At 64.0% G+C, this 23,154-nt stretch carries 19 protein-coding genes and 1 pseudogene; 9 read left to right on the top strand and 11 right to left on the bottom strand.

Annotation, left to right across the window (positions count from 1 at the left end):
• Positions 1-36: 36 nt before the first annotated feature.
• Genes CXR29_RS02195 through CXR29_RS02205 form a run of 3 tightly spaced genes read right to left on the bottom strand, consistent with a single transcriptional unit; the run spans position 37 to position 4,444 of the window.
• Positions 37-1,005 (bottom strand): NAD(P)/FAD-dependent oxidoreductase, encoded by a 969-nt coding sequence (locus CXR29_RS02195; RefSeq protein ID WP_127363765.1) that lies wholly within the window; start codon positions 1,003-1,005, stop codon positions 37-39.
• Positions 1,002-2,768, bottom strand: a complete 1,767-nt coding sequence (locus CXR29_RS02200; RefSeq protein WP_164742755.1) for an ABC transporter ATP-binding protein — start codon at positions 2,766-2,768, stop codon at positions 1,002-1,004. The genes CXR29_RS02195 and CXR29_RS02200 overlap by 4 nt, the downstream gene beginning before the upstream one ends.
• Positions 2,765-4,444, bottom strand: coding sequence for an ATP-binding cassette domain-containing protein (locus CXR29_RS02205; RefSeq protein ID WP_101554997.1), 1,680 nt, complete (start codon positions 4,442-4,444; stop codon positions 2,765-2,767). Before CXR29_RS02205 ends, CXR29_RS02200 begins: the two co-directional genes overlap by 4 nt.
• A 108-nt stretch (positions 4,445-4,552) precedes the next feature.
• On the opposite strand from CXR29_RS02205, the gene CXR29_RS02210 reads away from it, so the two are divergent.
• From CXR29_RS02210 to CXR29_RS02220, 3 genes are all read left to right on the top strand, one after another.
• A complete protein-coding gene (locus tag CXR29_RS02210; protein WP_164742757.1) occupies positions 4,553-10,069 on the top strand; it encodes a non-ribosomal peptide synthetase in 5,517 nt (1,838 codons plus the stop codon).
• A complete protein-coding gene (locus CXR29_RS02215) occupies positions 10,066-10,746 on the top strand; it encodes a 4'-phosphopantetheinyl transferase family protein (RefSeq protein WP_127363768.1) in 681 nt (226 codons plus the stop codon). Before CXR29_RS02210 ends, CXR29_RS02215 begins: the two co-directional genes overlap by 4 nt.
• Positions 10,747-11,012: 266 nt before the next feature.
• Positions 11,013-12,215: an IS110 family RNA-guided transposase gene (locus CXR29_RS02220; RefSeq protein WP_101556179.1), complete on the top strand. Its 1,203-nt coding sequence runs from the start codon at positions 11,013-11,015 to the stop codon at positions 12,213-12,215.
• A gap of 72 nt (positions 12,216-12,287) precedes the next feature.
• Here the strand turns inward: CXR29_RS02220 and CXR29_RS17980 are convergent, their stop codons facing one another.
• Entirely contained in the window at positions 12,288-12,851 is a 564-nt protein-coding gene (locus CXR29_RS17980) for a hypothetical protein (protein ID WP_420897595.1), read from the bottom strand.
• A gap of 39 nt (positions 12,852-12,890) precedes the next feature.
• Entirely contained in the window at positions 12,891-13,109 is a 219-nt protein-coding gene (locus tag CXR29_RS02230) for a hypothetical protein (protein ID WP_373270464.1), read from the bottom strand.
• Positions 13,110-13,196: 87 nt separating this feature from the next.
• Between CXR29_RS02230 and CXR29_RS02235 the strand changes: the two genes are divergently transcribed.
• Positions 13,197-13,457, top strand: a complete 261-nt coding sequence (locus CXR29_RS02235; protein ID WP_101554993.1) for a group II intron maturase-specific domain-containing protein — start codon at positions 13,197-13,199, stop codon at positions 13,455-13,457.
• Positions 13,458-13,564: 107 nt separating this feature from the next.
• Positions 13,565-14,041, top strand: a pseudogene (locus tag CXR29_RS02240) (IS3 family transposase); the annotation flags it as partial.
• A gap of 169 nt (positions 14,042-14,210) precedes the next feature.
• Here CXR29_RS02240 and CXR29_RS02245 read toward each other — a convergent pair.
• The 4 genes from CXR29_RS02245 to CXR29_RS02260 all read right to left on the bottom strand — a co-directional run bounded on the left by CXR29_RS02245 (position 14,211) and on the right by CXR29_RS02260 (position 17,910).
• Complete coding sequence (locus tag CXR29_RS02245) at positions 14,211-15,608, bottom strand: cation:dicarboxylate symporter family transporter (protein WP_420897586.1); 1,398 nt, start codon at positions 15,606-15,608, stop codon at positions 14,211-14,213.
• Between the two features lie 228 nt (positions 15,609-15,836).
• Entirely contained in the window at positions 15,837-16,142 is a 306-nt protein-coding gene (locus CXR29_RS02250) for a hypothetical protein (protein ID WP_101554992.1), read from the bottom strand.
• A 38-nt stretch (positions 16,143-16,180) separates the two neighbouring features.
• Positions 16,181-17,572, bottom strand: coding sequence for an alpha,alpha-trehalose-phosphate synthase (UDP-forming) (locus CXR29_RS02255; protein ID WP_241241553.1), 1,392 nt, complete (start codon positions 17,570-17,572; stop codon positions 16,181-16,183).
• A 122-nt stretch (positions 17,573-17,694) separates the two neighbouring features.
• A complete protein-coding gene (locus tag CXR29_RS02260; RefSeq protein ID WP_127363770.1) occupies positions 17,695-17,910 on the bottom strand; it encodes a CsbD family protein in 216 nt (71 codons plus the stop codon).
• A gap of 273 nt (positions 17,911-18,183) precedes the next feature.
• On the opposite strand from CXR29_RS02260, the gene CXR29_RS02265 reads away from it, so the two are divergent.
• The 4 genes from CXR29_RS02265 (at position 18,184) to CXR29_RS02280 (ending at position 21,809) form a co-directional block, all read left to right on the top strand.
• Complete coding sequence (locus CXR29_RS02265) at positions 18,184-18,840, top strand: TetR/AcrR family transcriptional regulator C-terminal domain-containing protein (RefSeq protein WP_101554989.1); 657 nt, start codon at positions 18,184-18,186, stop codon at positions 18,838-18,840.
• A 101-nt stretch (positions 18,841-18,941) separates the two neighbouring features.
• Complete coding sequence (locus CXR29_RS02270; protein ID WP_101554988.1) at positions 18,942-19,370, top strand: hypothetical protein; 429 nt, start codon at positions 18,942-18,944, stop codon at positions 19,368-19,370.
• Positions 19,370-21,118, top strand: coding sequence for a sensor histidine kinase (locus CXR29_RS02275; RefSeq protein ID WP_127363771.1), 1,749 nt, complete (start codon positions 19,370-19,372; stop codon positions 21,116-21,118). Before CXR29_RS02270 ends, CXR29_RS02275 begins: the two co-directional genes overlap by 1 nt.
• The gene (locus CXR29_RS02280) at positions 21,108-21,809 is read left to right on the top strand and encodes a response regulator (RefSeq protein WP_127363772.1); all 702 of its coding nucleotides are present in this window, start codon (positions 21,108-21,110) and stop codon (positions 21,807-21,809) included. The genes CXR29_RS02275 and CXR29_RS02280 overlap by 11 nt, the downstream gene beginning before the upstream one ends.
• A 107-nt stretch (positions 21,810-21,916) precedes the next feature.
• On the opposite strand, the gene CXR29_RS02285 is transcribed toward CXR29_RS02280, so the two are convergent.
• Positions 21,917-22,831 (bottom strand): Ltp family lipoprotein, encoded by a 915-nt coding sequence (locus tag CXR29_RS02285; RefSeq protein WP_241241555.1) that lies wholly within the window; start codon positions 22,829-22,831, stop codon positions 21,917-21,919.
• 120 nt (positions 22,832-22,951) lie between these two features.
• Positions 22,952-23,152 carry a hypothetical protein gene (locus tag CXR29_RS02290; RefSeq protein WP_101554985.1) on the bottom strand — a complete coding sequence of 67 codons (201 nt, stop codon included), beginning with the start codon at positions 23,150-23,152 and terminating at the stop codon, positions 22,952-22,954.
• Between the last annotated feature and the right edge of the window lie 2 nt (positions 23,153-23,154).

Consider the following 23,154-nt stretch of genomic DNA (forward strand, 5'->3'; position numbering starts at 1 on the left):
CGACGCAGGGAGCCCCGGCCCCAACCGCGTGAGGAATCACTGCTTCAAGAAGAGATCCTGTTCGATCCACACGGACGCGCGTTGACCGTCGGCGACTGCCGAGGCGACGAACTGCATAGGAGCGGGAGAATCAGGGTTGCGCGCAGCATCTCCGGCGGCGAACACACCAGGTACGGAGGTCGTCATCGTCGGGGTCACAGCGATGAGGCCGTCATCGGTCAAGGCACACCCGAGCTGCTCGGCCAATGTGTTCGACTGTCGCTCTGGCGGGCGGTGGAACACGATCTCGAATTCGCGGTCCTGACCACCGTCGGTGCCCTCCTCGGCGACTCGGATGCTGGGTCGACCCGGACGCCCCTCCAGACCCACCGGGGTTCGGGGATGAATTCGCACACCGCGTGCGCGCGTCTCGCTGATCATCGCTGCTGTGTCATCGTCACTGCCGAGACCGCCGGTGAAGACGGTGACGTCCGAAGAGAAGCGGTCGGCGATATAGCGGGAGAGCATGATGTCAGCGGGTGTGCGGGCGAGAACACCTACCTGCCGGGCAAGGCTTTCGAAGCCGTGGCAGTACGCGCAGTGGTGGACATCCCGGCCCCAGCGCTCCGCCAACCCGGGAAGACCGGACACGTCATCGGTGATCCCTCCGGCAAGGAGTACGATCCTCGAGTCCACGTCTTCCGCGCTGGACCGGTCGCCGGAAGGGACGACTCGGGCATGGAAGCCGCCCGCACTTCCAGTGATGGCAGTGACCTCGCCGCTGCGGACAGTGACGTTCGGGTGGCCCGCGACCTCGCCATACGCAAGAGTGCGCAGGTGAGCCGGATCGTCCCCGTCGCGGCTGAGATACATGTGCATCTCCGTCACCGAGGCGTTTCGCGGCCGGCCGTCGTCGACGAGCAGCACCCTGCGCTGTTGTCGGCCCAGAACGAGCGCAGCCGAGAGCCCGGCCGGTCCGGCGCCGACGATGAGGATGTCGACGTCAGTCGTCTTCGAGGTGGTCATAGTGAATCCCTGTCCTTCCCTGTGGTGGTGGCATATGTGCTCTGTATCGGTGGCATGTGTGAATGCGCTTCAGGCAGTCCATGCTCGGGGCCGTCGGCGAATGGGCCGTCCGCACTGGTCAGCTGCGCCCATGTGCCCTGGCCCGTGATGCGCCCCTGCTCGAGGACGATGACGTTGTCGGCGGTGCGAGCGGCGACGGTGTCATGGGTGCTGAGGATGACGGTGCGGGAACCGCGCATGTCGGCGATTGCCGAGAGCACGATGTCACGGTGGTGCGCATCGAGGTGAGAAGTCGGTTCATCGAGCAGCAGAATGGGCGCCTCGGAGATGAATGCGCGCGCCAGTGACAGTCGCTGCTTCTGACCACCGGAAAGACCGCTGCCGTGTTCGCCGATCACAGAGTCTGCTCCGTGGGGGAGTGTGCTGATGAGATCGCTGAGGCCCGAGGCTTCGATCGCCGCTGTGAGGTCATCCTCAGAGGCATGCGGATTGCCCAACCGAATGTTCTCTGCGATCGAACCGGAGAAGATCTCGACATCCTGGAACACCATGGCCACGGTGGAATGAACGCCCTCAGAACCGAGGAGACGACTCTCAGCACCTCCTATGCGGACGGTGCCGGAGGTCGGGTCGAAGAAGCGGGCGAGCAGGCACAGAACTGTCGACTTGCCCGAGCCCGACGGCCCCAGGAGCACGGTGAGAGTGCCAGCGGGCGCGTGAAGGGTGACGTCTGAGAGGATGCGGGCCGACGGCTGAGAATGAATGTCGGAGCTGACTGCGTCGACGTCGACATCGATATTCTCAACGCGGACGTCTCCGGGAATGGTCTGCTTTGCAGGACAGACCGGTTCGGCCAGGGACGGCAGGCTGAGGAAGGTGCGTATCTCTCGCCAGGAGCCGAGAGCTGCACGGATGGTCGCCGAGAGCCCGGCTGCCGAGTGAAGCAGTGCTGCCGCTGATGAGACGGCGAGCACGATGACGAAGAGATCTGCCGGGGCGAGGTCGGCACCTCGCAGCAGAGGTGCGGCGATGACTGTCACGGTCATCAGCTGCACCGCCGCGCCGAACACGCTGAGCACCGTGAGGACGGCCTCGACCTGCTCCTGAGTGCGATCACCAACCGCATCGAGGGAGCGGCTGACGGCGGTTGTCCTGCTTGTGCTCGGGAGCAGCCGGATGCTGCGTTGAGCCTCTGCGAATTCGATGAGCCGATCGGCTGCTTCGCCACGAGCATGGGCCAAAGCGGCCTCGCTGGTTCCTGCCCGCCGTGCACTGAACACCTGCAGTCCTGCGAGTACGGGCAGCCATCCGATCATGACGGCACCAGCCACTACGTCAATGGTCATGATCAGAACTGCCAGACTGCTCACGGTCAAGACTGTGCGCAGCAGAGGAATGAGCAGATGGGCGGGGATGCTCATCACGGACATAACGTCAGGACCGAAGAGTCGGCTGATCTGTCCGTGTCTGCGCGGACCGAACCAGGCAAGCGGCAGTCGCAGCAGATGATGGGCCAAGCTCTCGTGAATGACGTTCGACAGACTGTAGCCACAGCTGCGGCCCCCGATGATGGCTGCCGCGGAGGCGCACACCCACACGATGGTGCAGATGATCATGGCTCTGGCTGGCGGTGCGGGGTCGTCGGCAGCCAGCAGAGCTGCCGTGAGGTGACCGATGGCCGCGAGTGCGCAGACCTCTGCCACAGCCGCCACGAGTGCCCCGGCCACACAGAGGACAAGGAACCCACGTGCACGGGTCGTCAACGGTCGCTGCCTTTCTCCTCGTCGCCGGGCGATGACACGAGGTCTTTCGGTTCGTGTGCGGCGGCGAGCCGACCCGATTCGAGCGTGATGATGAGATCGGCCTTCTCCAACGCTTCTTGCCGGTGGTCGGCGCGGATGATGGTGCACTTTCCTCTCAGAGAATGCACCGCGTCATCGATGATGCGGGCTGAAGCCGCGTCGAGTGAGGCCGTGGGCTCATCGAGCAGGAGCACGTCAGGACAGGCGACCAAGCAGCGAGCCAGACACAACCGCTGCCTTTCTCCTCCTGACAGCGAACGGTTACCGCCGAGAACCGTCTGATAGCCCTGGGGCAGGGCCGCGAGCACGTCGTGAATGCCTGCTGCCATCGCTGCCTGCCTGCAGTCGGCTTCACTCGCCTCTGGGCGAGCCAGACGCAGGTTCTCGACAACAGTGCTCCGAAGCAGGAACGGTGTCTGCCACAATGCCGCAATCCTTGCGCCCTCCACACCGGTGATGTGTCCTTCCGTCGGCGTCAGGAGGCCCGCGAGCGTCTCAAGCAGAGTGGATTTGCCTGCACCACTGGCCCCGGTGAGGACCGTGAGACCGCCGACGGGCAGTTCGGCGGTGATGCGTGAGAGTATCTCAGTGCTGCCGATCTTGACTGTCAAGTCACTGATCTCGAGCTTCTCTGCATCGGCAAATGGTGGTTCCGCTGCCGGCTGTTCGTGCAAAGGTGCGAGCGGAGGAGCCAGAAGTGCGTCGATGCGTGCGGCAGCCTCGCGGGCGTCGGCGACCTGCTGTCCGGCAAAGGCAAGTGCTTCGGCCGGGCTGAGGAGGAGGGGAAGGACGATCGCGACGATGACGAGTTCTGCGAGCGTGAATAGACCCACGCTGATGCCTCCGGCGAGGACAGCCCAGACTGCCAGGGTGGACAGCAGCACGGACTGGGCGGTCATCGTCGGCGTGACCGTCCGCGCCCACGCTCGGACGAAAGTCCCGTAGTGATCGGATGCTCGGGTGAATCGGGCCAGGCCCTCTTCGGTGCGGCCGAACATCTTCAGTTCGGCTGTGCCTGAGGCGAATTCGACAGCGGCTCGATCAACCCCTGCGGCGGCTGCCTCCAGCCGACGCATCTGAGCCGGCATGCTCCGGCGCTGCCGGGTCGCGAGGATGAGGGCGAGGGCAGCGGGCACCAGCGCCAGCACTGTGGCGAGTGGGGCGAGTGCGATGAGCATCGCGAGACCGAGGAGAGTCTGGACGGCTGCGGAGATGAGATAACCGTATGCGTGCGCGACAAGGTGGTGGAGGGTGCCGATGTCATCATCGACGAGCCGTTTGAGTCCGACCCCGCCATTCTCGTCGACCCACGACAGCGGGCGAGCCTCGATCGCCGTCAATGAGCGCGAGCGCAGGTGACGCTGCAGCTGCGAGTCGGCCCTGTGCGCACACACCGAGCCACGCCACTGTCCCCACCACGCGAGCATGCTCAGCAGCAGACACATGGTCAGCAGGAGAACCATTGAGGGACTGCGACTGTCGCTGACCTGACCGGTCACTGCAATGAGGACGATGCAGGCGAGAGCGAACCCGAACCCCGTCCGTGCTGTAGCGGCGAGTCCTTCCCAGAGGCCTGAGCGTACGAGCGGGCGCGCTGCTGGGTGCAGCGTGCGCAGAAGGAGAGCTGTCGAAGACATCGGCACCGGGAGTCGAGGAGGTCGGGAAACAGTACCCGATCACACTATCACGATACTAAGAATGAGTATCATTAACGGATGACATGTCACCATCGACGGAGGAATGAGATGACGGGCAGCTCCACCGACTCTGCGGAGATCGTTGTCGAGACACTGCAGGACCGATGCGCGGGTGCAGACTTCGAGATCCAACCGGAGACGACTCTGGCGGAGCTCGGTCTCGACTCACTGACGACATTGCGCTGGCGCGGCGATCTTGAACGTGCCCTCGGCATTCGTCTTCCGATGACGTACCTGCTGGGCACCGAGACCGTGGGAGAAGTGATCGATCAGGTCGAGGCTGCGGTCGAGGCGCATCCGGACGCGGGAGAGGCGCTCACGGCATCGCAGTCGTCTGCGGACTGCGCGGTGCCGGCGGAGCCGTGTGAGCTCACCGTCGTCCAGGAGGCGTACTGGAGTGGGCGCGGGGACGATTTCACCGGAGGCGGCGTTTCGACGTTCTGGTATCACGAGTACGAACGCACCGCGAAGCGAGCTTCGGACGACGGAGTCGAAGCCGAACTCGCAAGGATCGAAACGGCGTGGAAGCGCATCGCAGCTGCCCATCCGATGCTGCGGACGATCATCGACCGTGCAGGTAGGCCGCAGATCGCGGTCCACGATCTGCGTGCCTGGACGATACCGAGAATCGACCTGCGACACGAGGAACCCGAAGCCGCGCGGGCGCGGGCAGATGAGCTGCGCGAGCGCCTCTCACATCAATGTCGACCAACCGACGTGTGGCCGGTCGTCGATATGACCGCGATTCTCCTTCCCGGCGGGCGGTTGCGCATATGCATCGGCTTCGACGCTCTACTCGTCGACTTCGCGTCATGGGGGCTCATCATGCGCCAATGGGGTGAGCTCTACGCCAGGCCCCACACGCAGATCGGCCCACCCGAGCGGACTTTCGCTCAAGCGATCGAAGAGCGCTCCCTGAATCCTCTTCGACAGCGGCAACGCGCACGCGACCGCCAGTGGTGGGCCCAGCAGCGTATTCCCCGTACGGCGCTCGCCCCAGCAGAGTTCCCACAGACCGCCACACGTTTCGCCCGCCGGCGCACGGTCATCGAAGCTGGAGTCTGGACACAGATCGTCAAGCGGGCGCAGGCTCGAGGCCTGTCTACGTCCTCGGTCGTTCTCACTGCTTTCGCTCTCGCCTGCCATCGGTGGAGACCGCCCGAGACCGAAGAGACTGCAGCTGGTCTGACGATGACTCTGACCGTCTACGACCGGCCCGATGCTGATGCCGCCGTCGTCGGTGACTACTCCTCGACAGCGCCGCTGCCGCTCTCGCCGGAACACGGATTCCGTCCGGATTCGTCCGATTCGTTCGCCACCACCGCGGAGGCGGTCAATCGGCGTTTCTGGGACGTCGTCGACCACAGCACCTACGACGGCATCGAAGTCGCTCGCGATCGCCCGGGAGAAGGACCATGGCCGATCGTGTTCACCTCTGGAATCGGCCAATCGGCGGGCACGGATGATCGGTGGCTCGGGGATCGCGTCTTCGGTGTCTCGCAGACCCCGCAGGTTCTGTGGGATCACCTGGTGTGGGAGGAAGACGGCGCTCTTGTGCTCACTCACGATGTCGTCACCAGTGCTTTCGACGCTGCAACGATCGACGGTATTCGCGGCATGGAGACTGCGCTTCTGGAAGCCCTGGTCAACGAGGACGGGTGGGAACGTCCGGCACCTGGATGGGATCCCACCGCACGGCCGACGGATGAACCGACTGCACGCCTAGACTGCGGGCCGCTCCTGCACGATCCGTGGACGGTGACGGGCCCACGGCGGGGAAGCGCCCCTGCCCTCCTCACATCAACGACAGTCGTCGGCCATGATGCACTCGCCGAGAAGGCTGAAGCCCTCTCTCGCGCACTGCGCGCCCAAGGAGTGGGCCCCGGCTCATTGGTCCTCATCGCTCTGCCCAAGGGAGTTGACCAGATTGTCGCGGTCCTCGCCACGATGCTTACCGGAGCAGGCTATGTCCCTGCTGATCCAGCCTGGCCGACCACGAGGCTCGAAACGATCTGTGAGCGCACCGGTCTCACAATCGCCTTCGCCGATGAATCCCTCATCCTGCCTCCAGGAGTCGAACGTGCAGCCCTCGACCGCAGTCAACAGGCCTCTGAGCGCCGAGACCGGATCGCGACCGCACATGAACTCGCCTACGTGATCTTCACCTCCGGATCAACGGGGGCGCCGAAAGGCGTCGCCATCGAGCATGCGCAGGCGCGCACAACGATCGACGAGATCAACCATCGGTTCGCAATCACTTCCGCCGATCGCGTCTTCGCCATCTCAGCATTGTCGTTCGATCTGTCCGTCTACGATCTCTTCGGGGTCCTCGGCACAGGCGGCAGCATCGTGCTGCCAGACAACGACAGGCTGCGCGACCCACACCATTGGTTGGAGCAGATGGCCGAGCACCGTGTGACGGTGTGGAACTCGGCTCCTGCCCTGATGGAGATGCTGCTGGAATACGCCCGGACCGTGCCCGAGCTGGCGCGGCAGGCGTTTGTGAACCTCCGCCACGTCTTGCTCTCCGGTGACTGGATCCCGGTGACGCTGCCGGAGCGCTTGCGGGCTCTGGCCCCCGACGTCGCTCTGCACAGTCTGGGTGGGGCAACGGAGGCATCGATCTGGTCGATCACCTACTCGATCGGAGAAGTGGATCCCTCCTGGTCCTCGATTCCGTACGGCAGGGCACTGCCTGGACAGTCGTTCGAGATCTTGGACTCCGAGGGACAACCCACACCGGTCGGCGCCGCAGGTGAGCTGCACATCGGCGGAGGGGGCGTCGCACGCGGATACATCGGTGCTCCCGAACTCACCGCTGAGAGGTTCATTGATCGAGCCGACCTCGGCACACGCCTCTATCGCACCGGAGATCTCGGACGGTGGCGCCCTGACGGACAGATCGAGTTCCTCGGTCGGACGGACCGGCAGGTCAAGATCGGAGGGCATCGCATCGAACTCGGTGAAGTGGAAGCAGCGCTCCTGCGTCTGCCCGATGTGCGACAGGCTTCAGCGGCAGCCGCACCAGGTCCCGACGGCCGCCCCCGCCTCGTTGCCTACGTCAGCGACGAAGACCAACTCTGGCACTCATTGCCAGAGAGCCAACAGCGGAAGGTCAATGCGCATCTGGCCGAGGCTGTCTCCGAACGACTGCCCGCATCGATGGTCCCCTCCCGCTTCCTCCTCCTCCCTCAGCTGCCGACGACTGAGAACGGGAAGATCGATTACAAGGCGCTGCCCAACCCATTCCGAGCACCACGCCGGTCGGATACGGACAACAGCCTCATCGACGGCGGAAGGGCCGCCCCTTCGTCGAAGGACTCCGAGCCGATGGAAGGCGAACCGCCTGCAGGACTCCAACGCATCATCGGCAGTGTGCTCGGTGATGACGTCGATTTCGCACGTTCCCTCATCGACAATGGGCTCACGAGTGTCCAGGCGGTGCGACTGGCGAATCTCGTCGAAGACCAGGGGGCCGCACGCCCTTCTGTGCAGACGCTGCTCTCAGCACAATCCGTGAATTCTCTGATCGACCGATGGAGCACCGGCAGCAGCCGCACCAACGACAGCTCGGGCACACACCCATCTCCGGAGGCGCCGAGATCCGCTCGACTCGATTCGGAGGGCACCACCCCGAATGGCGGCTCCGCACCTCTCCACCACATGCCGGCGTGGGCCTCAGACAGCGCTGCGCTCGGAAAACACGGACGAGGAGAGATCCGTGGAATCGCAAACCGTCTGCGCAGAGTCGCAGATCTGCTCGACGAAGTCGGAACTGAGCTGGAGGCAGTGGGAGTGCAGCTGCCCAGAGCGCTGCTCGGGGATGTGCCCCGAGCAGGCGGTGAGGATACGCCGGACGGAGACACCTTCGACCTCACCGAGATGCAACTGGCTTATCTCCTCGGACGAGCTCCTGACGAACACGGCAGACGCCTGGCACCGCACTTCTACACCGAAGCGATCGTCGAAGGCCTCGATCCGGACCGTCTGCGTGAAGCCTGGCGGACAGTCATCGCGCAGCACCCGATGATGCGCGCGGTTGTCACACCCGATACGAGGCAGCAGATCCTCAGTCGCGTCCATGTCGACATCGGAATCGATGACCAACGGCACCTGTCATCGGCAGAGCAGTCGCGTCGACGGACAATGATGCGTGCGCAGCGTGCCGATCGACAACTGCCCACGAACACCGCTCCGATGGCCGAACTCCACGTCACACTGCTCGATGACCAGCGCTCACTCCTCGCATTCGATGTCGACCTGCTCTTCTGCGATGCCGCAAGCGCGGTCCGACTCATGCGAGATCTCAGCACGCTCTATCACGATCCGCGCGCGCATCTCTCACACACGGCCGACACATTCTCCACGTGGGCTCGCAGAGGAAAGGCACCGAGCGCCGAATCGATCGGCTGGTGGCGCGACCGCCTCGGCGAACTGCCGCCTCCGCTGACGCCGCCGGCGCCGCGGGCCTCCTCTGCGAGTCATTTCACTCGGCGCCGTTTTGAACTCAGTGAAGACAGCTGGCTGAAGGTGCGCGCATTCGCTCGTCGACACCATGTGACGATCGGGTCTCTCATGCTCCATCTGCTCGGGAACGCTCTGTCCCCGCACGACGAGAAGACAGTCATGCTCACTCTGTCCCAGCGTCCTGCTTCACAGACTGGAGTGGTCGGCGATTACACGTCGACCGCTCCACTCGGTGTCGGAGGTGCGCCATCAGGTCTGGGCGTGTCTGACAGCTTGTCCGCCACACATGCTCACGTCATCGAGGTGCTCGATCAAAGTGGTGGTGACCATGGCGTTCATGGCAATGAGGTGCTGCGCATGCTGCGCGCCGCTCGGCGCCCTGCGAGCATACCGGTAGCGGTCTCGTGTGCGCTCGATCCATCCGACATCGACCCCTCTGCGCTCTTGGAGATGTTCGGTTCCACCGAGTACGCGATCAGCCAGACTCCACATGTGACGTGCGATGTGCAGATGTTCGATGTTCGTGGACGCTTCGTGTGCAATGTCGATGTCGACGAATCACTCGTCGATCTCACGTGGGTCGACACCGTGGTGAGTGCATTCTCCGGGGCTCTGCGCGACTGCGCCTCATCATCGGAACATGACGACCTCCCTGCCATGAGTTCGTCGAATCAGCCGGCTCGGATCGAGTCTGCACCGGCAGAGGCCACGTATCCGTCTGATACCGTCTCCAGCCCTATCTCCACCGCCGAAGAGCCCATCGAGGAGGTTTTCACCGACCTTCTCGGGTTGAACACTCTCGACTGGAACGTCTCATGGTTCGAACAGGGCGCTACCTCCGTCACTCTCGTCTCTGCGCAGCGTCTTCTCGCTGAGCGCGGCTGTGAGATCAGCGTCGTCGATCTTTTCGCCCATCCCACACCCGCGCAGACGAGCGCGCATCTGGGAGACACCTGGGCCGAAGCGGCGAGGCGGACGCAGCTCGATTCTCATCCACCGTCCGGCGACTGCGAAGAAGCCGGCGACGGGGACACAGGCGTTTCTGATGTCATCATCAGGGCACGACGTCGCGGACGTCGCCGCCGGATGTCGCGATGAGGTCCGCACTGCCTCCAGGAATTGAATGTGAATGGACCTCAGAGGCCGCTTCGACAGGAATTCTGCCTGAGGAGGCCGCTCTCGTCGCTGGAGCTGTTCCCTCCCGTCGTGCAGAGTTCGCACAGGTGCGCAAGTGTGCACGAGTGTGTCTCACACGGCTGGGCTTCGTGCCCGGTCCGATCTTGACCACACCTCAACGTGAGCCCATCTGGCCGCAGGGCTCAGTAGGAAGCATGACCCACTGTCGAGGTCTGTATGCCGCGTCCCTCGGCTACGCGGTCGACTACGCTGCCATCGGCATCGACGCAGAGCCCAACCACGCGCTGCCGCGCGACGTGTGCGGGTCTGTCATCCAGGGTTCGGAGCGTGCGATGCTCGACCAACTGGCGCATTCGAGGTCCAGACGATGGCCGGAACCGGCGTGGGACAGGTTGGTGTTCTCCGCGAAGGAGAGCATCTTCAAAGCATGGTTCCCCTTGGCGAAGGTGTGGATCGACTTCGACGAATTCGTCGTCGATATCCATCCATCAACGGGCAGTTTCACCGGTGTGTACGCCGGAGATGACGAGTGGGCAGCTGCTCGTGCCTTCGTCGAGGTCGCTGGGCGGTGGGCGGTGACGGACACCGGCCATATCGTCACAGCTGCGGCGGTGCCGGCATTCCCCGTTACCTTTTAATTAGCCCCACCATCCGTCAGGATTGAAGGGGTCGCTGGCCTGAGGACCCCGGCATGATTGATGCCCCCAGTCATCATGATCCGGGGGGTGTAGTCACCGGGGTTCGAATGCACCAGGGAAATCGCTGATAGGGGCCAGAACCACTGGCAGAACACATGCCTTGAGCCCGACCGTAACGTGGATGCCGAACCCAGGAGCCACAGCACCACCGGCCAGCCGAACCACAACCAAATATCCGGTCACATGAGTCGAAGAAGATGAGTGACATGATCACCAACCACGCTGACATCGACGTATTCATCGGTATCGATGTCGGCAAACACAACCACCACGCCGTCGCACTCGACCGCGACGGCAAACAGCTCTTGTCGAAGGCTCTGCCGCAGAACGAAACCAAACTCCGGGCTTTGCTCGACCGGCTGCGCAAGCACGGAACACTGCTGGTTGTCGTCGACCAGCCCGCCACCATCGGCGCCTTGCCGGTCGCGGTCGCCCAAGCCGAGTCCATCACGGTCGCCTATCTGCCCGGGTTAGCGATGCGCCGCATCGCCGACCTACACCCCGGCGAGGCGAAAACGGATGCTCGTGATGCCGCGATCATCGCTGAAGCCGCCCGCACCATGCCGCACACATTGCGGGGTATCCGGGTGGCGGATGAGAACGTGGCCGAGTTGTCGATGTTGTGCGGCTATGACGATGACCTCGCCAAACAGGCCACAGCGACGTCGAATCGGATCCGGGGCCTGCTGACTCAGATCCACCCCGGATTGGAGACCGTCATCGGTCCGCACCTGGACCATCCGGCGATGCTGGCGCTATTGGCGAAGTACCCGACGCCCAAAGCCTTGCGTCATGCCGGGAAGCACCGAGTCGAGACGCTGCTGCGCAAGCAGGCACCGCGGGCGTGGAAGCGGTGGTCGACCGCGATCTTCACCGCACTCGACGGGCAGACGGTGGTGGTGTCGGGCACCGACGCCGCCGGCCTCGTCCTGCCCCAGCTGGCCGCGTCGTTGGCGCAGACGCGTGCGTCGCGGGATGAGGTGCTGGAACGGATCGAGGAATTGGTTGAGGCGCATCCGCTTTTCGAACTCCTGACGTCGATGCCGGCAGTCGGCGTCAGGACCGCGGCGAGGATCCTCACCGAGGTCGTGGGTAAGGACTTCGAATCAGCCGGACACCTCGCATCGTATGCCGGACTGGCACCGGTGACATGGCGATCGGGAACCTCGATCCGAGGAGATCACTCGTCCCGGCGGGGGAACAAGGTCCTCAAACGAGCGTTGTTCCTATCCGCGTTCGCGGCGTTGAAAGACCCGCTGTCGAGGGCGTATTACGACAAGAAACGTGCCGAGCATAAGAAGCACAACCAAGCACTGATCGCCCTGGCCCGCCGCCGTTGCAATGTGCTGTATGCGATGCTTCGCGACGGCTCCTACTTCCATACACCCGAGGTGGCGACCGCCGCCTGAACCGAACCGTAGCGGAGTACCAGATCAGTCCGGGAGCTGGTTCCCAGACCGATCATCCCTGCCTTTCGACTCCTACCGAATATTCTTGAAGAAACTAGTCGTTGCCCCTTGACTTAAAACATAGGGGCACCCCCCAAGGGAGTGCCAGCACCCGTACCTCGGTGACGGTGAACGCGATGTCGCCGGGGCGAGCTCAGCGCTGAGGGAGCATAATCGTCGTGAGAACTCGGCCAGCCGTGCATAGGCGGCGACCGGCAGCACATTCGCGACGTACTGGTCGGGGGGCGGATGACGACGATTGCGCCGCGGTCGCGGTCGATGTCGCGGTGGGTGAAGATGTCGGTGTCCCTGCTGGAAGGCGGCGCGCACCTCGAAGTCGGCACCCAGGTCGGCTCCTGCCGGAGTGTGGCGGAGTACCAGGGAGTTCGGATCCTCGGCGAGGAAGCGGCAGAGTTCGGCGATGGGCGAATCCTGGGACTGAGGGTCGGCGGAATCAGCGAACATATAGAGAGGCCAACGACCATCGGCGCTCGCCTCATGACCGAGCTCGATCGGCTTCGTGTCGGAAGGCCGGCCGAACATGCGGGAACCACCGTTCGTGTGAGCACGGGTCCGAGGCCCACACGATGAGGACATCGGCACCCGTAGTGGTTGTAGTGCGGGAGCGACCGACCGTCAGATCACGGCGACCTTGTCGCCGTCAGCGGGGCGGGCCGCATCGGTACTGGTCGACGTGCCGTGGACATCCGGTTCGAGTGCGAGCTCGTCGAACCGGTTCTGGCCCGACAGGGTGGCGCGGGCGACGTCGAGGTCGATTTCGTTCGTCCACTTGCCGATGAGCAGGGTGGCCACGGCGTTGCCGGTGAAGTTCGTCAGCGTGCGGCACTCGGACATGAACTAGGGCGTGTCTCCTTTATTGACCATTCCAGGACTGGCACGGTGGAGACGTGACTACACAGCAACGACACCGAGTCTTCACTGATGAGCAGTGGGAGAAGATCGAACCAGGTGTCGAAAGCGACATTCAGTTACGTTGACCATTACGCGTTCTGGCGGATCGTCAATTGGTTGAATAAGCGTCACCCCAAGCTGAATAAGCATACTGTGGTGCGTCGTTTCCTCCCTGGATGGGAGATACGGACGGAAGGAGTCGAGTTCTTCCGGGCCTGTCGGGTTCCAGTGACTCGCTATCGGTTCCGGGGAACTCGTATTCCCACGCCATGGGACAGTGCTGCGGCTTGATTGGCATGGAGAGCTGGATGCTCAGGAATGGGCACGTCCGGTTCGGAGGGCGGGCCGGGGAAACTTACCAGTCGTGAGGCTGGCAGAGCGCCCCGGTCCGACCCTACTCGGAGCACCACACCGATGAGGGCAAGCTGTACTTGTGCGCAATCAAGGACGCCTGCTCGGCGCGCATCGTTGGCTACTCGATCGGCTCGAGGATGAAGGCGCGTTTGGCTGTCGATGCCCTCGAGATGGCCGTGATCCGTCGCGGCGGTGACGTCGCTGGATGCGTGACGCATAGCGATCGCGGCAGTCAATTCAGGTCGAAGAAGTTCACTCGGGCTCTGGCCCGCCACGGCATTGCCGGGTCCATGGGCAGGGTCGGTGCTGCCGGCGATAACGCCGCGATGGAGTCGTTCTTCGCACTGTTGCAGAAGAACGTTCTCGACCGTCGCCGGTGGGCCTCCAGGGATCAGTTGAGGATCGCGATCGTGACGTGGGTTGAGCGGACGTATCATCGGCGTCGACGGCAAGCTCGGTTGGGTCGTTTGACACCTGTTGAGTACGAAGCAATTATTGAGTCACCTGCAGTCGCAGCGTGACACCCTAATTGTCACCTCTCCTTGCATCAGTCCCCGTCGCTCAGTGATTGGGAGGGGTTCTCGACTTAGGCGCCCCGCCTCGGCGAGGGCAGACGAAACACCACGGGTGCCGACGTCCTCACGATGAGGACATCGGCACCCGTGGTGGTCGAGCGGGAGCGACCGGAGGTCAGCTTACGGCGACCTTTTCGCCTTCGGCGGGGCGAGCCGCCTCGGTGCTGGTCGACGCACCGTGTGCATCCGGTTCGAGCGAGAGTTCGTCGAACGGGTTCTGACCCGACAGGGTGGCGCGGGCGACGTCGAGGTCGATCTCGTTCGTCCACTTGCCGATGAGCAGGGTGGCGACGGCGTTGCCGGTGAAGTTCGTCAGTGCACGGCACTCGGACATGAACTTGTCGATGCCGACGATGACGCCCATGCCGTCGAGCAGCTCAGGGCGGTGCGACTGCAGACCCGCGGCCAGGGTGGCCAGGCCCGCACCGGTGACTCCGGCGGCACCCTTGGACGCGATGATCATGAACACGAGCAGCGAGATCTGCTCGGGGATCGACATCGGCATGCCCATGGCCGAGGACACGAACAGCGAAGCCATGGTCAGGTAGATGGCGGTGCCGTCGAGGTTGAACGAGTAGCCAGTGGGCACCGTGATGCCCACGACCGGCTTCGAGACTCCGGCATGCTCCATCTTCGCGATGAGGCGCGGCAGAGCCGACTCGGACGACGAGGTGGAGAAGATGAGCAGGAACTCACGGGCCAGGTACTTCAGCAGCAGGAAGATGTTGAGCCCGGTGACGATCTTGAGCAGACCGCCGAGGACGATGACGATGAACAGCGCACAGGTGAGGTAGAAGGCGCCCATGAGGGTCGCCATCGCTCCGATTGCGGCCCAGCCGGTCTTGCCGACGACCGCAGCGATCGCACCGAAGGCGCCGACGGGAGCGGCCCACATGATCATCATCATGAGCTTGAAGACCACGGCCTGGATGTGCTTGATTCCGGTGAGCACGGGCTCGCCGGCCTTGCCCATCGACTGCAGCGCGAATCCGACGAGGAGTGCGAGCACGAGGGTCGGCAGCACCGGGATGTCACCGGGGATGAGGCTCATGAGGAAGGCGACCATTCCGGTCTCCTCACCGCCGGAGGCCTCTTCGTACGGCTGGAGGTGGAATCCATCGCCGGGGTGGATGAAGTTGCCGACGACGAGGCCGATGACCAGGGCGAAGGTCGCCATGACCAGGAAGTAGATGAGGGCCAGTCCGCCGACCTTGCCGACGGTGGCCGCCTTCGCCACGGAGCCGACGCCGAGGACGATGGTGCAGAAGATGACCGGGGCGATGATCATCTTGATGAGCGCGACGAACGCCTTGCCCAGCGGTTCGAGTGCGATTCCCGCCTCGGGGGCGATGAGCCCGATGGCGGCACCGGCGAACACGGCCACGATGACCATGATGTAGAGCCAGTGAGTGCGATCCTTCTTCCGCTGCGGGGCGCCCGGTTCGGGAGCGTTTGCTGCGGCGGCGATCTCCTTGTCGAAGGATCCGCCTTGCTGTCGTGGCGACGTTGCCATGTTTCCTCCAGATGATGTTCGCGACCTCACCCGTCGGTGGGTGGGATCGCACGCGACGATTGGCCGCGGTGGTGATGTACCCGACAACTGTGCCAGCGAAGTGTGACGGGTGTCTCGGTTGCGTTCATAGTGTTCACAGGAGGAACGAGGCGCCCGCCGAGGCGGGGGCTCGGCCGGGGAGGGTCGGCCTGGGAGGAGCAGGCCGGGGAGGAACCGGCCGGGGTAGGGTCAGGCCCGTGGGCCCTCTGCCTGCCGGGGACCGACATCGACAGGCGGTTCCTGCCGTTCGAGGGCCTTGAGACCGATGGGGCAGGTGATGGTGAGCTTGAGGCGTCGGCCCTTCGCGTCTTCGACGGCCCGTCGCATGAGCTCCCACCGGTGGCGGTCGGCCTGTGTGGGCTCGATCGCCTCACAGTAGATGAACATGACCTCATTGGCGTCGGGCTCGAGTTTGTAATGCAGCGCGGCGACGAGCTTGCCGGGAAGGTAGAGGTCGTACTTCGAGGATTCCTGGTTGTTGAGCATCGTGTACATAGTGGTCTCCTGGGGTGGGTCGGTCAGAATCGGCGGTGTCACCAGTCGCTGGGCGACAGAGCCGCCGCGGATGCTGGGTCTCGTAGGTCGTGGAGGAAAGCTTGCGCCCAGTGGCGGACGTCGAAGGCGGCGACGGTGTCGGCCATCGCATCCATGCGCCTCCGGGCCTCGTCTTCGCTGAGCGTGGTCGCGTGATGGATGGTCGCCTTCAGGGCGGCCCGGTCGTGGGGATTGACGACGATGGCTTGGTCGAGTTCTTCGGCGGCCCCGGCGAATTCGGAGAGGACGAGTGCACCGCCCCTGCCTCGGCGGGCAGTGGCGAATTCCTTGGCCACGAGGTTCATCCCGTCCCGCAAAGAGGTGACGAGCAGGATGTCGGCGGCCAGGTACAGGGCGACGGCTTCCTCTGTCGAATACGAGTGGTGGGAGTAGTGGATGACATCGCGGCCGAGAGTGGAGAATCTCCCGTTGATGCGCCCGACCGTATGTTCGACCTCGTCGCGCAGGTCTTGGTAGGTGCGCACGCCTTCGCGGGACGGGACTGCGATCTGTGCGAGACAGGTTCCCCGCGCATCGAGCAGTCCGTCATCGATCAGCTCCTCGAAGGACCACAGCCGGTGCAGGATCCCCTTCGAATAGTCGAGGCGATCGACCCCGATCATGAGGGTGGTGGGATCGCCCAGATCACGGCGGAAGCAGCGGGCCATCTCCTGTACGGCCGGGGATTCGGCCGCGGCTCGGATCTCCTCGACGTCGATCGAGATCGGGTACGAGCCGACGCGGCCGCGAAGTTCCTCGGGGTCTATGCCCAACAGCTTCTGCATGGCCTGGCGGACTTTCGCGGCATCGGCCTCTCGCTGGAGACCGATGACATCGGCTCCGAGCAGGCCGCGCAGGATCTCGTCGCGCCAGGGCAGCTGGGCCATCTGCTCGACGGGAGGGAACGGGATGTGGCAGAAGTATCCGATCCTGAGGTCCGGTCGTTGGGCTCGGATCATCGCCGGCACGAGCTGGAGGTGGTAGTCATGTACCCAGATCGTCGCCCCGATCTCGGCTGTCGCGATCGCGGCCTGTGCGAATCGGGCGTTGACTGCCCGATAGGCCCGCCACCACGAGCGGTGGTACTGCGGCGCGACGATGAGGTCGTGGTGCAGCGGCCACAGGGTGGCGTTGCAGAATCCCTCATAGTACTGCTGATGTTCGTCGTGGCTGAGAGGCACGGGGACAAGGCTCATCCCATCGACATCGAAGGGCTCCAGGCTGTCGTCGTGCGTGCCCGCCCAGCCGACCCAGGCTCCGGCGTGCTCACGCACCACGGGAGCCACGGCTGAGACCAGCCCGCCGGGCGAGGCCTCCCACGTCCCGTCGATGCGGTCGACGGGGAGGCGATTGGCCACCACGACGAAAGCATGGCGGTCAGTTCCCATCATCGTCTCTTCTTCTCGTGCCGCCGGGCCGGATCGTGCCGGCACGTCGACTTCTGGGGCATAGGATCTGAAAGCATGGCCGAAGGGCGGAGGCGGACAGTGCCTCCGCCCTCCAGCCGCGTCCCTCAGTTCTCCGGTGAGTCCTTGAGTGAGTCTCTGACGCCCTTCAGCGAATCTTTGGCATCGTCGCCGACCTGCTTGATCTTGCCTTTGGCCGCGTCGGTCTTGCCCTCGGCCTCGAGGCTCTTGTCATCGGTGGCGTTGCCGGCGGCGGCCTTCACCTTGCCTTTGAGCTCCTCTGCTTTGTCTGAGGTCTTGTCGGTCTTGTCGTGGGAATTCATGATTCGTCCTTTCGTAGAGATCGGTGTGGACGTACTGCTCTGACGAGCGCTATTCATGTTTACGGCGTAATCAACCTAGCAGACCGCGTTTTCGCTGTGCAATAGATCTGGCGAGTCGGGTGGTCGATGGAGGGTGATAGCTTGGTCATCCATGAGGAGTTTACGGTGTAATCGCGTTATCAGGGGATCTCTCGACGCGTTGAAGCAAGCGAGTAGACTGGCGGTGAAAGCCGCCCGGTCTGCGGCATCTCCGACGAGGAAAGGGGAGTGCGCGTGGTTCAGCAGCGACTTGATCGTGCACAGGTCGTCGAGTCGGCGATCGCCTTCGTCGATGCCTGCGGTCTCAGCGAGCTCACGATGCGTCGCCTCGGAACGGCCTTGGACGTAGAGGCGATGGCACTGTATCGGCATGTTTCGGGGCGGGGGGACCTCCTCGAGGCCATGGTCGACGAGCTCATCGACGGCCTCTTCGACGACGATCTCATGACAGAGGACTCCCATTCGTGGGAGGAGTATCTGCAGCGTGTCGCCAATGCCACGCGGAATCTGGCCCTCAAGCATCCGCGGATCTTCCCTCTCATCGCCACGCAGCCGCCTCAGGCGCCCTGGCTCCGTCCGCCGCTGCGAAGCGTGCGCTGGGTCGAGGACTTCCTGTCCTCGCTGCAGCGCTTCGGATTTGCCGACGCCGAGGCGGTGGCGGCATACAAGGCCTTCACGAGCTTCCTCGTCGGCGCGCTTCTGCTCCAAGCGGCCTCCCTGACCCCGGAGGTCCTCGGAGATGAGGAGGAGTCCTCCGCCGGCGACGACCTCAGCGAGTACCCCACGGTGCGGCGATTGCAGGACCTGCTCATGGAAGACCATGGTCAGCGCGAGTTCGATGATGCCCTCGACGATCTCATCGAGCGGATCCGCACCAGCACGCAGGGCTGAGAATCTCGGCAGATGGGTCCGAGAGCCCTTGAGCTGTGGCGTGCCTGCGCCCTCACGGATAGTCTTGGCTCAGTGACGATCCGATTACAAAGGAGCAGGATATGAAACTCAGCACCGCACTTTTGCGCGCAGTTCCCGGCGCATTCATCCTCAACTCGGGCATCGGCAAGCTCGGTCTCGACGAGGAATCCTCGGCCGGACTCCAGCAGATGGCCGCCAACGGTGTGCCCATGGTCGAGAACATGACCCCCGCCCAATTCGGGAAGTTCCTGTCCTACGGTGAGATCGCCGTCGGCTCCGCCCTGCTGCTGCCGTTCGTGCCCACCCGCATCGCCGGTGCCGCACTGACGACCTTCGCCGCAGGCCTCGTCGCGAACTACTTCTCCATCGACTCGATGACCAAGGACGACGGCATCCGCCCGTCCGAGGACGGCACCGCCGTCGCCAAGGACACCTGGCTGGCCGCCATCGGCCTGGCCCTCCTCATCTCCGGCGGCAGCAAGAAGAAAAAGAAGAGCGTTAAGAAGTAATGGCGTCCCTCCCGGCCCCTCCATGGCGGGGCCGGGAACGATTCCGGGCTCGCCGAGGCGGCACCCTGGCGAGGCGACTCTTCCTCGTCCAACTCGTCCTCATCGTCCTCGTCTGCACCGCGCTGTCGGTGACGAGCTACGTGACGACGCTCAACAACATCCGCGAGGCCGCCGGAGAGCGGGTCCTGTCCATCGCCGAGACGCTCGCCCACGATCCCTATGTCACCGAGTCTGTGACCGGGGACAATCCCTCCGCCCGACTGCAGTCCTACGCGCTGACCGTCATTGATTTCGCCGAGGTGGATTTCGTGACGATCATGGACCGCGACGGCACGCGCTACACCCACCCCGACCCCGAACAGCTGGGCAAGAAGTACATCGGCAGCACCGCGAAAGCCCGCGCCGGACAGACCGAGACCGAGGAATACGTAGGCACGCTCGGACCATCGGTGCGCGCGATCGTGCCGATCACCGACGCCGACGGCGAGGTCACCGCCATGGTCGCCGTGGGCGTGACCCTGGAGACCCTGTCCGTGGCGCAGGCGGCCTCCCTGCCGCAGATCATCCTCGTCGGCCTCGCCGCGCTCGCCCTCGGTGGGCTCGGCTCCTGGCTGCTCGCCCGCTACCTGCGCCGAGTCACCCTCGGCTACGGTCCCGAGGAGCTGCGCTGGCTGTTCGCGTTCTACGATTCGGCCCTGCATTCCCTGCGCGAAGGCCTCATCCTCGCCGACGATTCCGGACGGCTCGTCCTCTACAACGATGAGGCCGCGTCCCTGCTCGGCCTGCCCACGGTGGAGGAATCGACGCCGATCTCCCTCGCCGAGGTGGCCCTGCCCGAGTCCGTCCGTGACCTTCTTTCGACCGGTCGGGTCGCCGTCGACGAAATCCACTTCACCGCGGATCGTGTCCTCGTCATCAGTCAGAAACAGGCTCGACAGCCGCGCGGGCGCGATGAAGGCGGAACGGTCGCAACCCTGCGCGATCGCACCGACATCCAGGAGCTCACCGGCGAGCTGGCGACGATGACGACGCTGTCCGAGGCCTTGCGTGCCCAGACTCATGAGCATGCCAACCGGCTGCACACGGTCTCCACGCTCATCGAACTCGGACGGGTGCAGGAGGCACTCGACTTCGCGGTCAAGGATGAGCAGGAGTCGCAGCGGCTGACGGATTCCTTCGTCGCCTCCCTCGACGAACCATTTATCACCGCGCTCATGATCGGCAAGGCCGCTCAGGCCAATGAACGCGGCATCGAACTCACCGTCACCGCCATCGGCGAACTCCCGCCCGAACGACTCGACGCCCGCGACCTCGTCACCGTCGCCGGCAATCTTCTCGACAATGCCTTCGACGCCGTCGCTGACACGGACGAGAAGCACGTATGGGCGGACTTCGTCGCCGCCGACGGGGAGCTCATCATCACCATCGCCGACTCCGGCGCCGGGGTCGCGGGCGAAGACATCGACGCGCTCTTCCACCTCGGTGCCTCGGCGAAACCCGAGCCCGGGGGAGTGGGACGACACGGATTCGGGCTCGTCCTGGTTCGGCAGGCGGTGAGCCGCCTCGGCGGGCATATCGACGTCGATTCCGATGGCGGGGCGATCTTCACGGTCACGCTCCCGCTGGGGGACACGGCTGCTGTAGGCGACTACGATTCTGCGCAGGACCCCACCACGGATGAGGCGGATCTGAGTCAGCACGAGGGCCTGAGTCAGCAACAGGCGGAAGGAGACTCACGTGAGCGATGATGCCGCGCTGCGTGTCCTCATCGTCGAAGACGACCCGATGACGGCGCAGGCGCACGCGGATTTCGTGGCTCGGGTGCCCGGTTTCGACGTCGTCGCAACGTGCCTGGGCGGACACGAGGCGATCGAGCGCTTCGACGAACTCGCTGCGGCCGGCACCCCGGTCGACATCGTCCTCCTCGATATGAATCTCACGGATTCGCACGGTCTCGAAGTCGCCGGGCGCCTGAACTCGCGCGGTCAGGACGTCGACACCATCGCGATCACCGCGGTGCGGCACCTGCAGGTCATCCGGTCGGCGATCTCGTCGGGCATCACCCAATACCTCATCAAACCCTTCACCTTCGCGGCGTTCAGGGAGAAGTTGGAGAACCAGCGGGAGTTCCGGCGTGGGCTCACCGGGTCGGGGTCCTTGGCGACTCAGGCCTCGGTGGACAATGCGCTCTCGGCCCTGCGGTCTGTGTCGTCGACGACTCTGCCCAAGGGGCTCATCGCCGAGACCTTGGATGCCGTGTCTGCGTTCGTCCGGGACTCTCCGGTTCCGGTCTCGGCCACCGAGGTGGGGCGTCGGCTCGACCTGTCCCGGGTCACCGTCCGCCGGTACCTGGAGCATCTCGCTGCGACGAAGCAGGCGATCAAGCAGCCCCGGCACGGGACTCCGGGGCGGCCCGAGTACGAGTATCGGTGGGTGTGAGGGGCCGGTGTATTTATGCGAGCTCAGCGAACGAAGGCGGGCGAAGGAAGAGATTCCTTCGCCCGCCTTGGAGCTGTTCGCTGACGTTCGTCAGTTGTCGACCGTCGTCAGTTGTTGAGGTTCTCGATCGCGTAGTCTGCTTCAGCTTGGGTGAACTGGCCGCCGTACTCGCTGGTGAGCTGATCGTGGATCGCGTTCGGTGACATCGCCATATCATTCTGGTAGGTTCGCGCCGACTCCAATGCGTTCTCCTTCCAGTCGGCCTGAACGTTGTCGACAGCGTATTGGGCCGCGTCGTCGGAGAACTGGCCACCGTACTCGCTTGTCAGCTGATCAAAGATGCCCTTCTTGCTCATGTGCATCATGTCCGAGTAGGTCTCGGCCTGTGTCAGCGCGGACCGGTACTCAGCCGGAACGTTCGAGTCATCTTCTTCCGCCGGTGCCGCGGGCTCCTCGGCGACGGGTTCTTCCTCGACAGGTTCCTCAGCGGCCGGCTCTTCCGCCGGCTCTTCCGCCGGCTCTTCGGCCGGTTCCTCAGCAGGTTCCTCCTCGACGGCAGGTTCTGCGTCGACGGGTTCTTCGACCGCTTCGGCTGCGGGAGCTTCCTCGGCAGGAGCTTCCTCGTCGGAGACGATCGGCGCATTGTCGTCGGTGGCATTCGATGCCGAGCCCACAGAGACTCCGCCGAAGATGAGGCCGAGGACGATGAAAATGCCGGTGACGATCCAGGCGACCTTCTTGTGCTGGTCGTAGCCCTGAAGGCGCAGGCCCTGCTTGTCCTTCTGCTTACCCACAAGGGTGATGATCAAATCGACGAGGTACCAGATACCGAAACCGCCGATGGTGATGAGTTTGAGGATGCCGGTGCCGATCTTGCCCAGGTAGAAACGGTCGACGCCGAGTCCGCCGAGCAGCCACGACAGCAGCCACGTAGCGAGGAACGACTTCTGCCCGACGAGGGGCTGATTCTGCCCGAATGACGGCTGAGCGGGGGTCCACTGGTTCGAGTTGTCGACCGGCACTGGAGGTTGCTGTGTCATTATCACTTCCGGATATTCAGAGAGAGGGGATAGTTGCACGTTCAACTTTAAGTTAAAATTTCAACCAAGTACACCAGGTGTTGTCTCGATTGGATAACAAATCTACTTGTCGGAGTCCTCCGCTTCGGCGGGGCGGTTGATCGGGGGAGCAAACAGGGGATGGACGGTTCCAAGAAGATGGTCAGGTTCGGGAACGTTGTTGACTCGCAGTTGTCTGTCATACTCGTGAACGCACCCCTCACTACTCAGCAGCTTCCCCGGCTGCGCCTCGGCGTGAGTCGAGCCGAAAAGAAGGTTCCCCATCC

The organism is Brevibacterium linens (assembly GCF_003999335.1).
In the GTDB taxonomy this organism is placed as follows: Bacteria; Actinomycetota; Actinomycetes; order Actinomycetales; family Brevibacteriaceae; genus Brevibacterium; species Brevibacterium linens.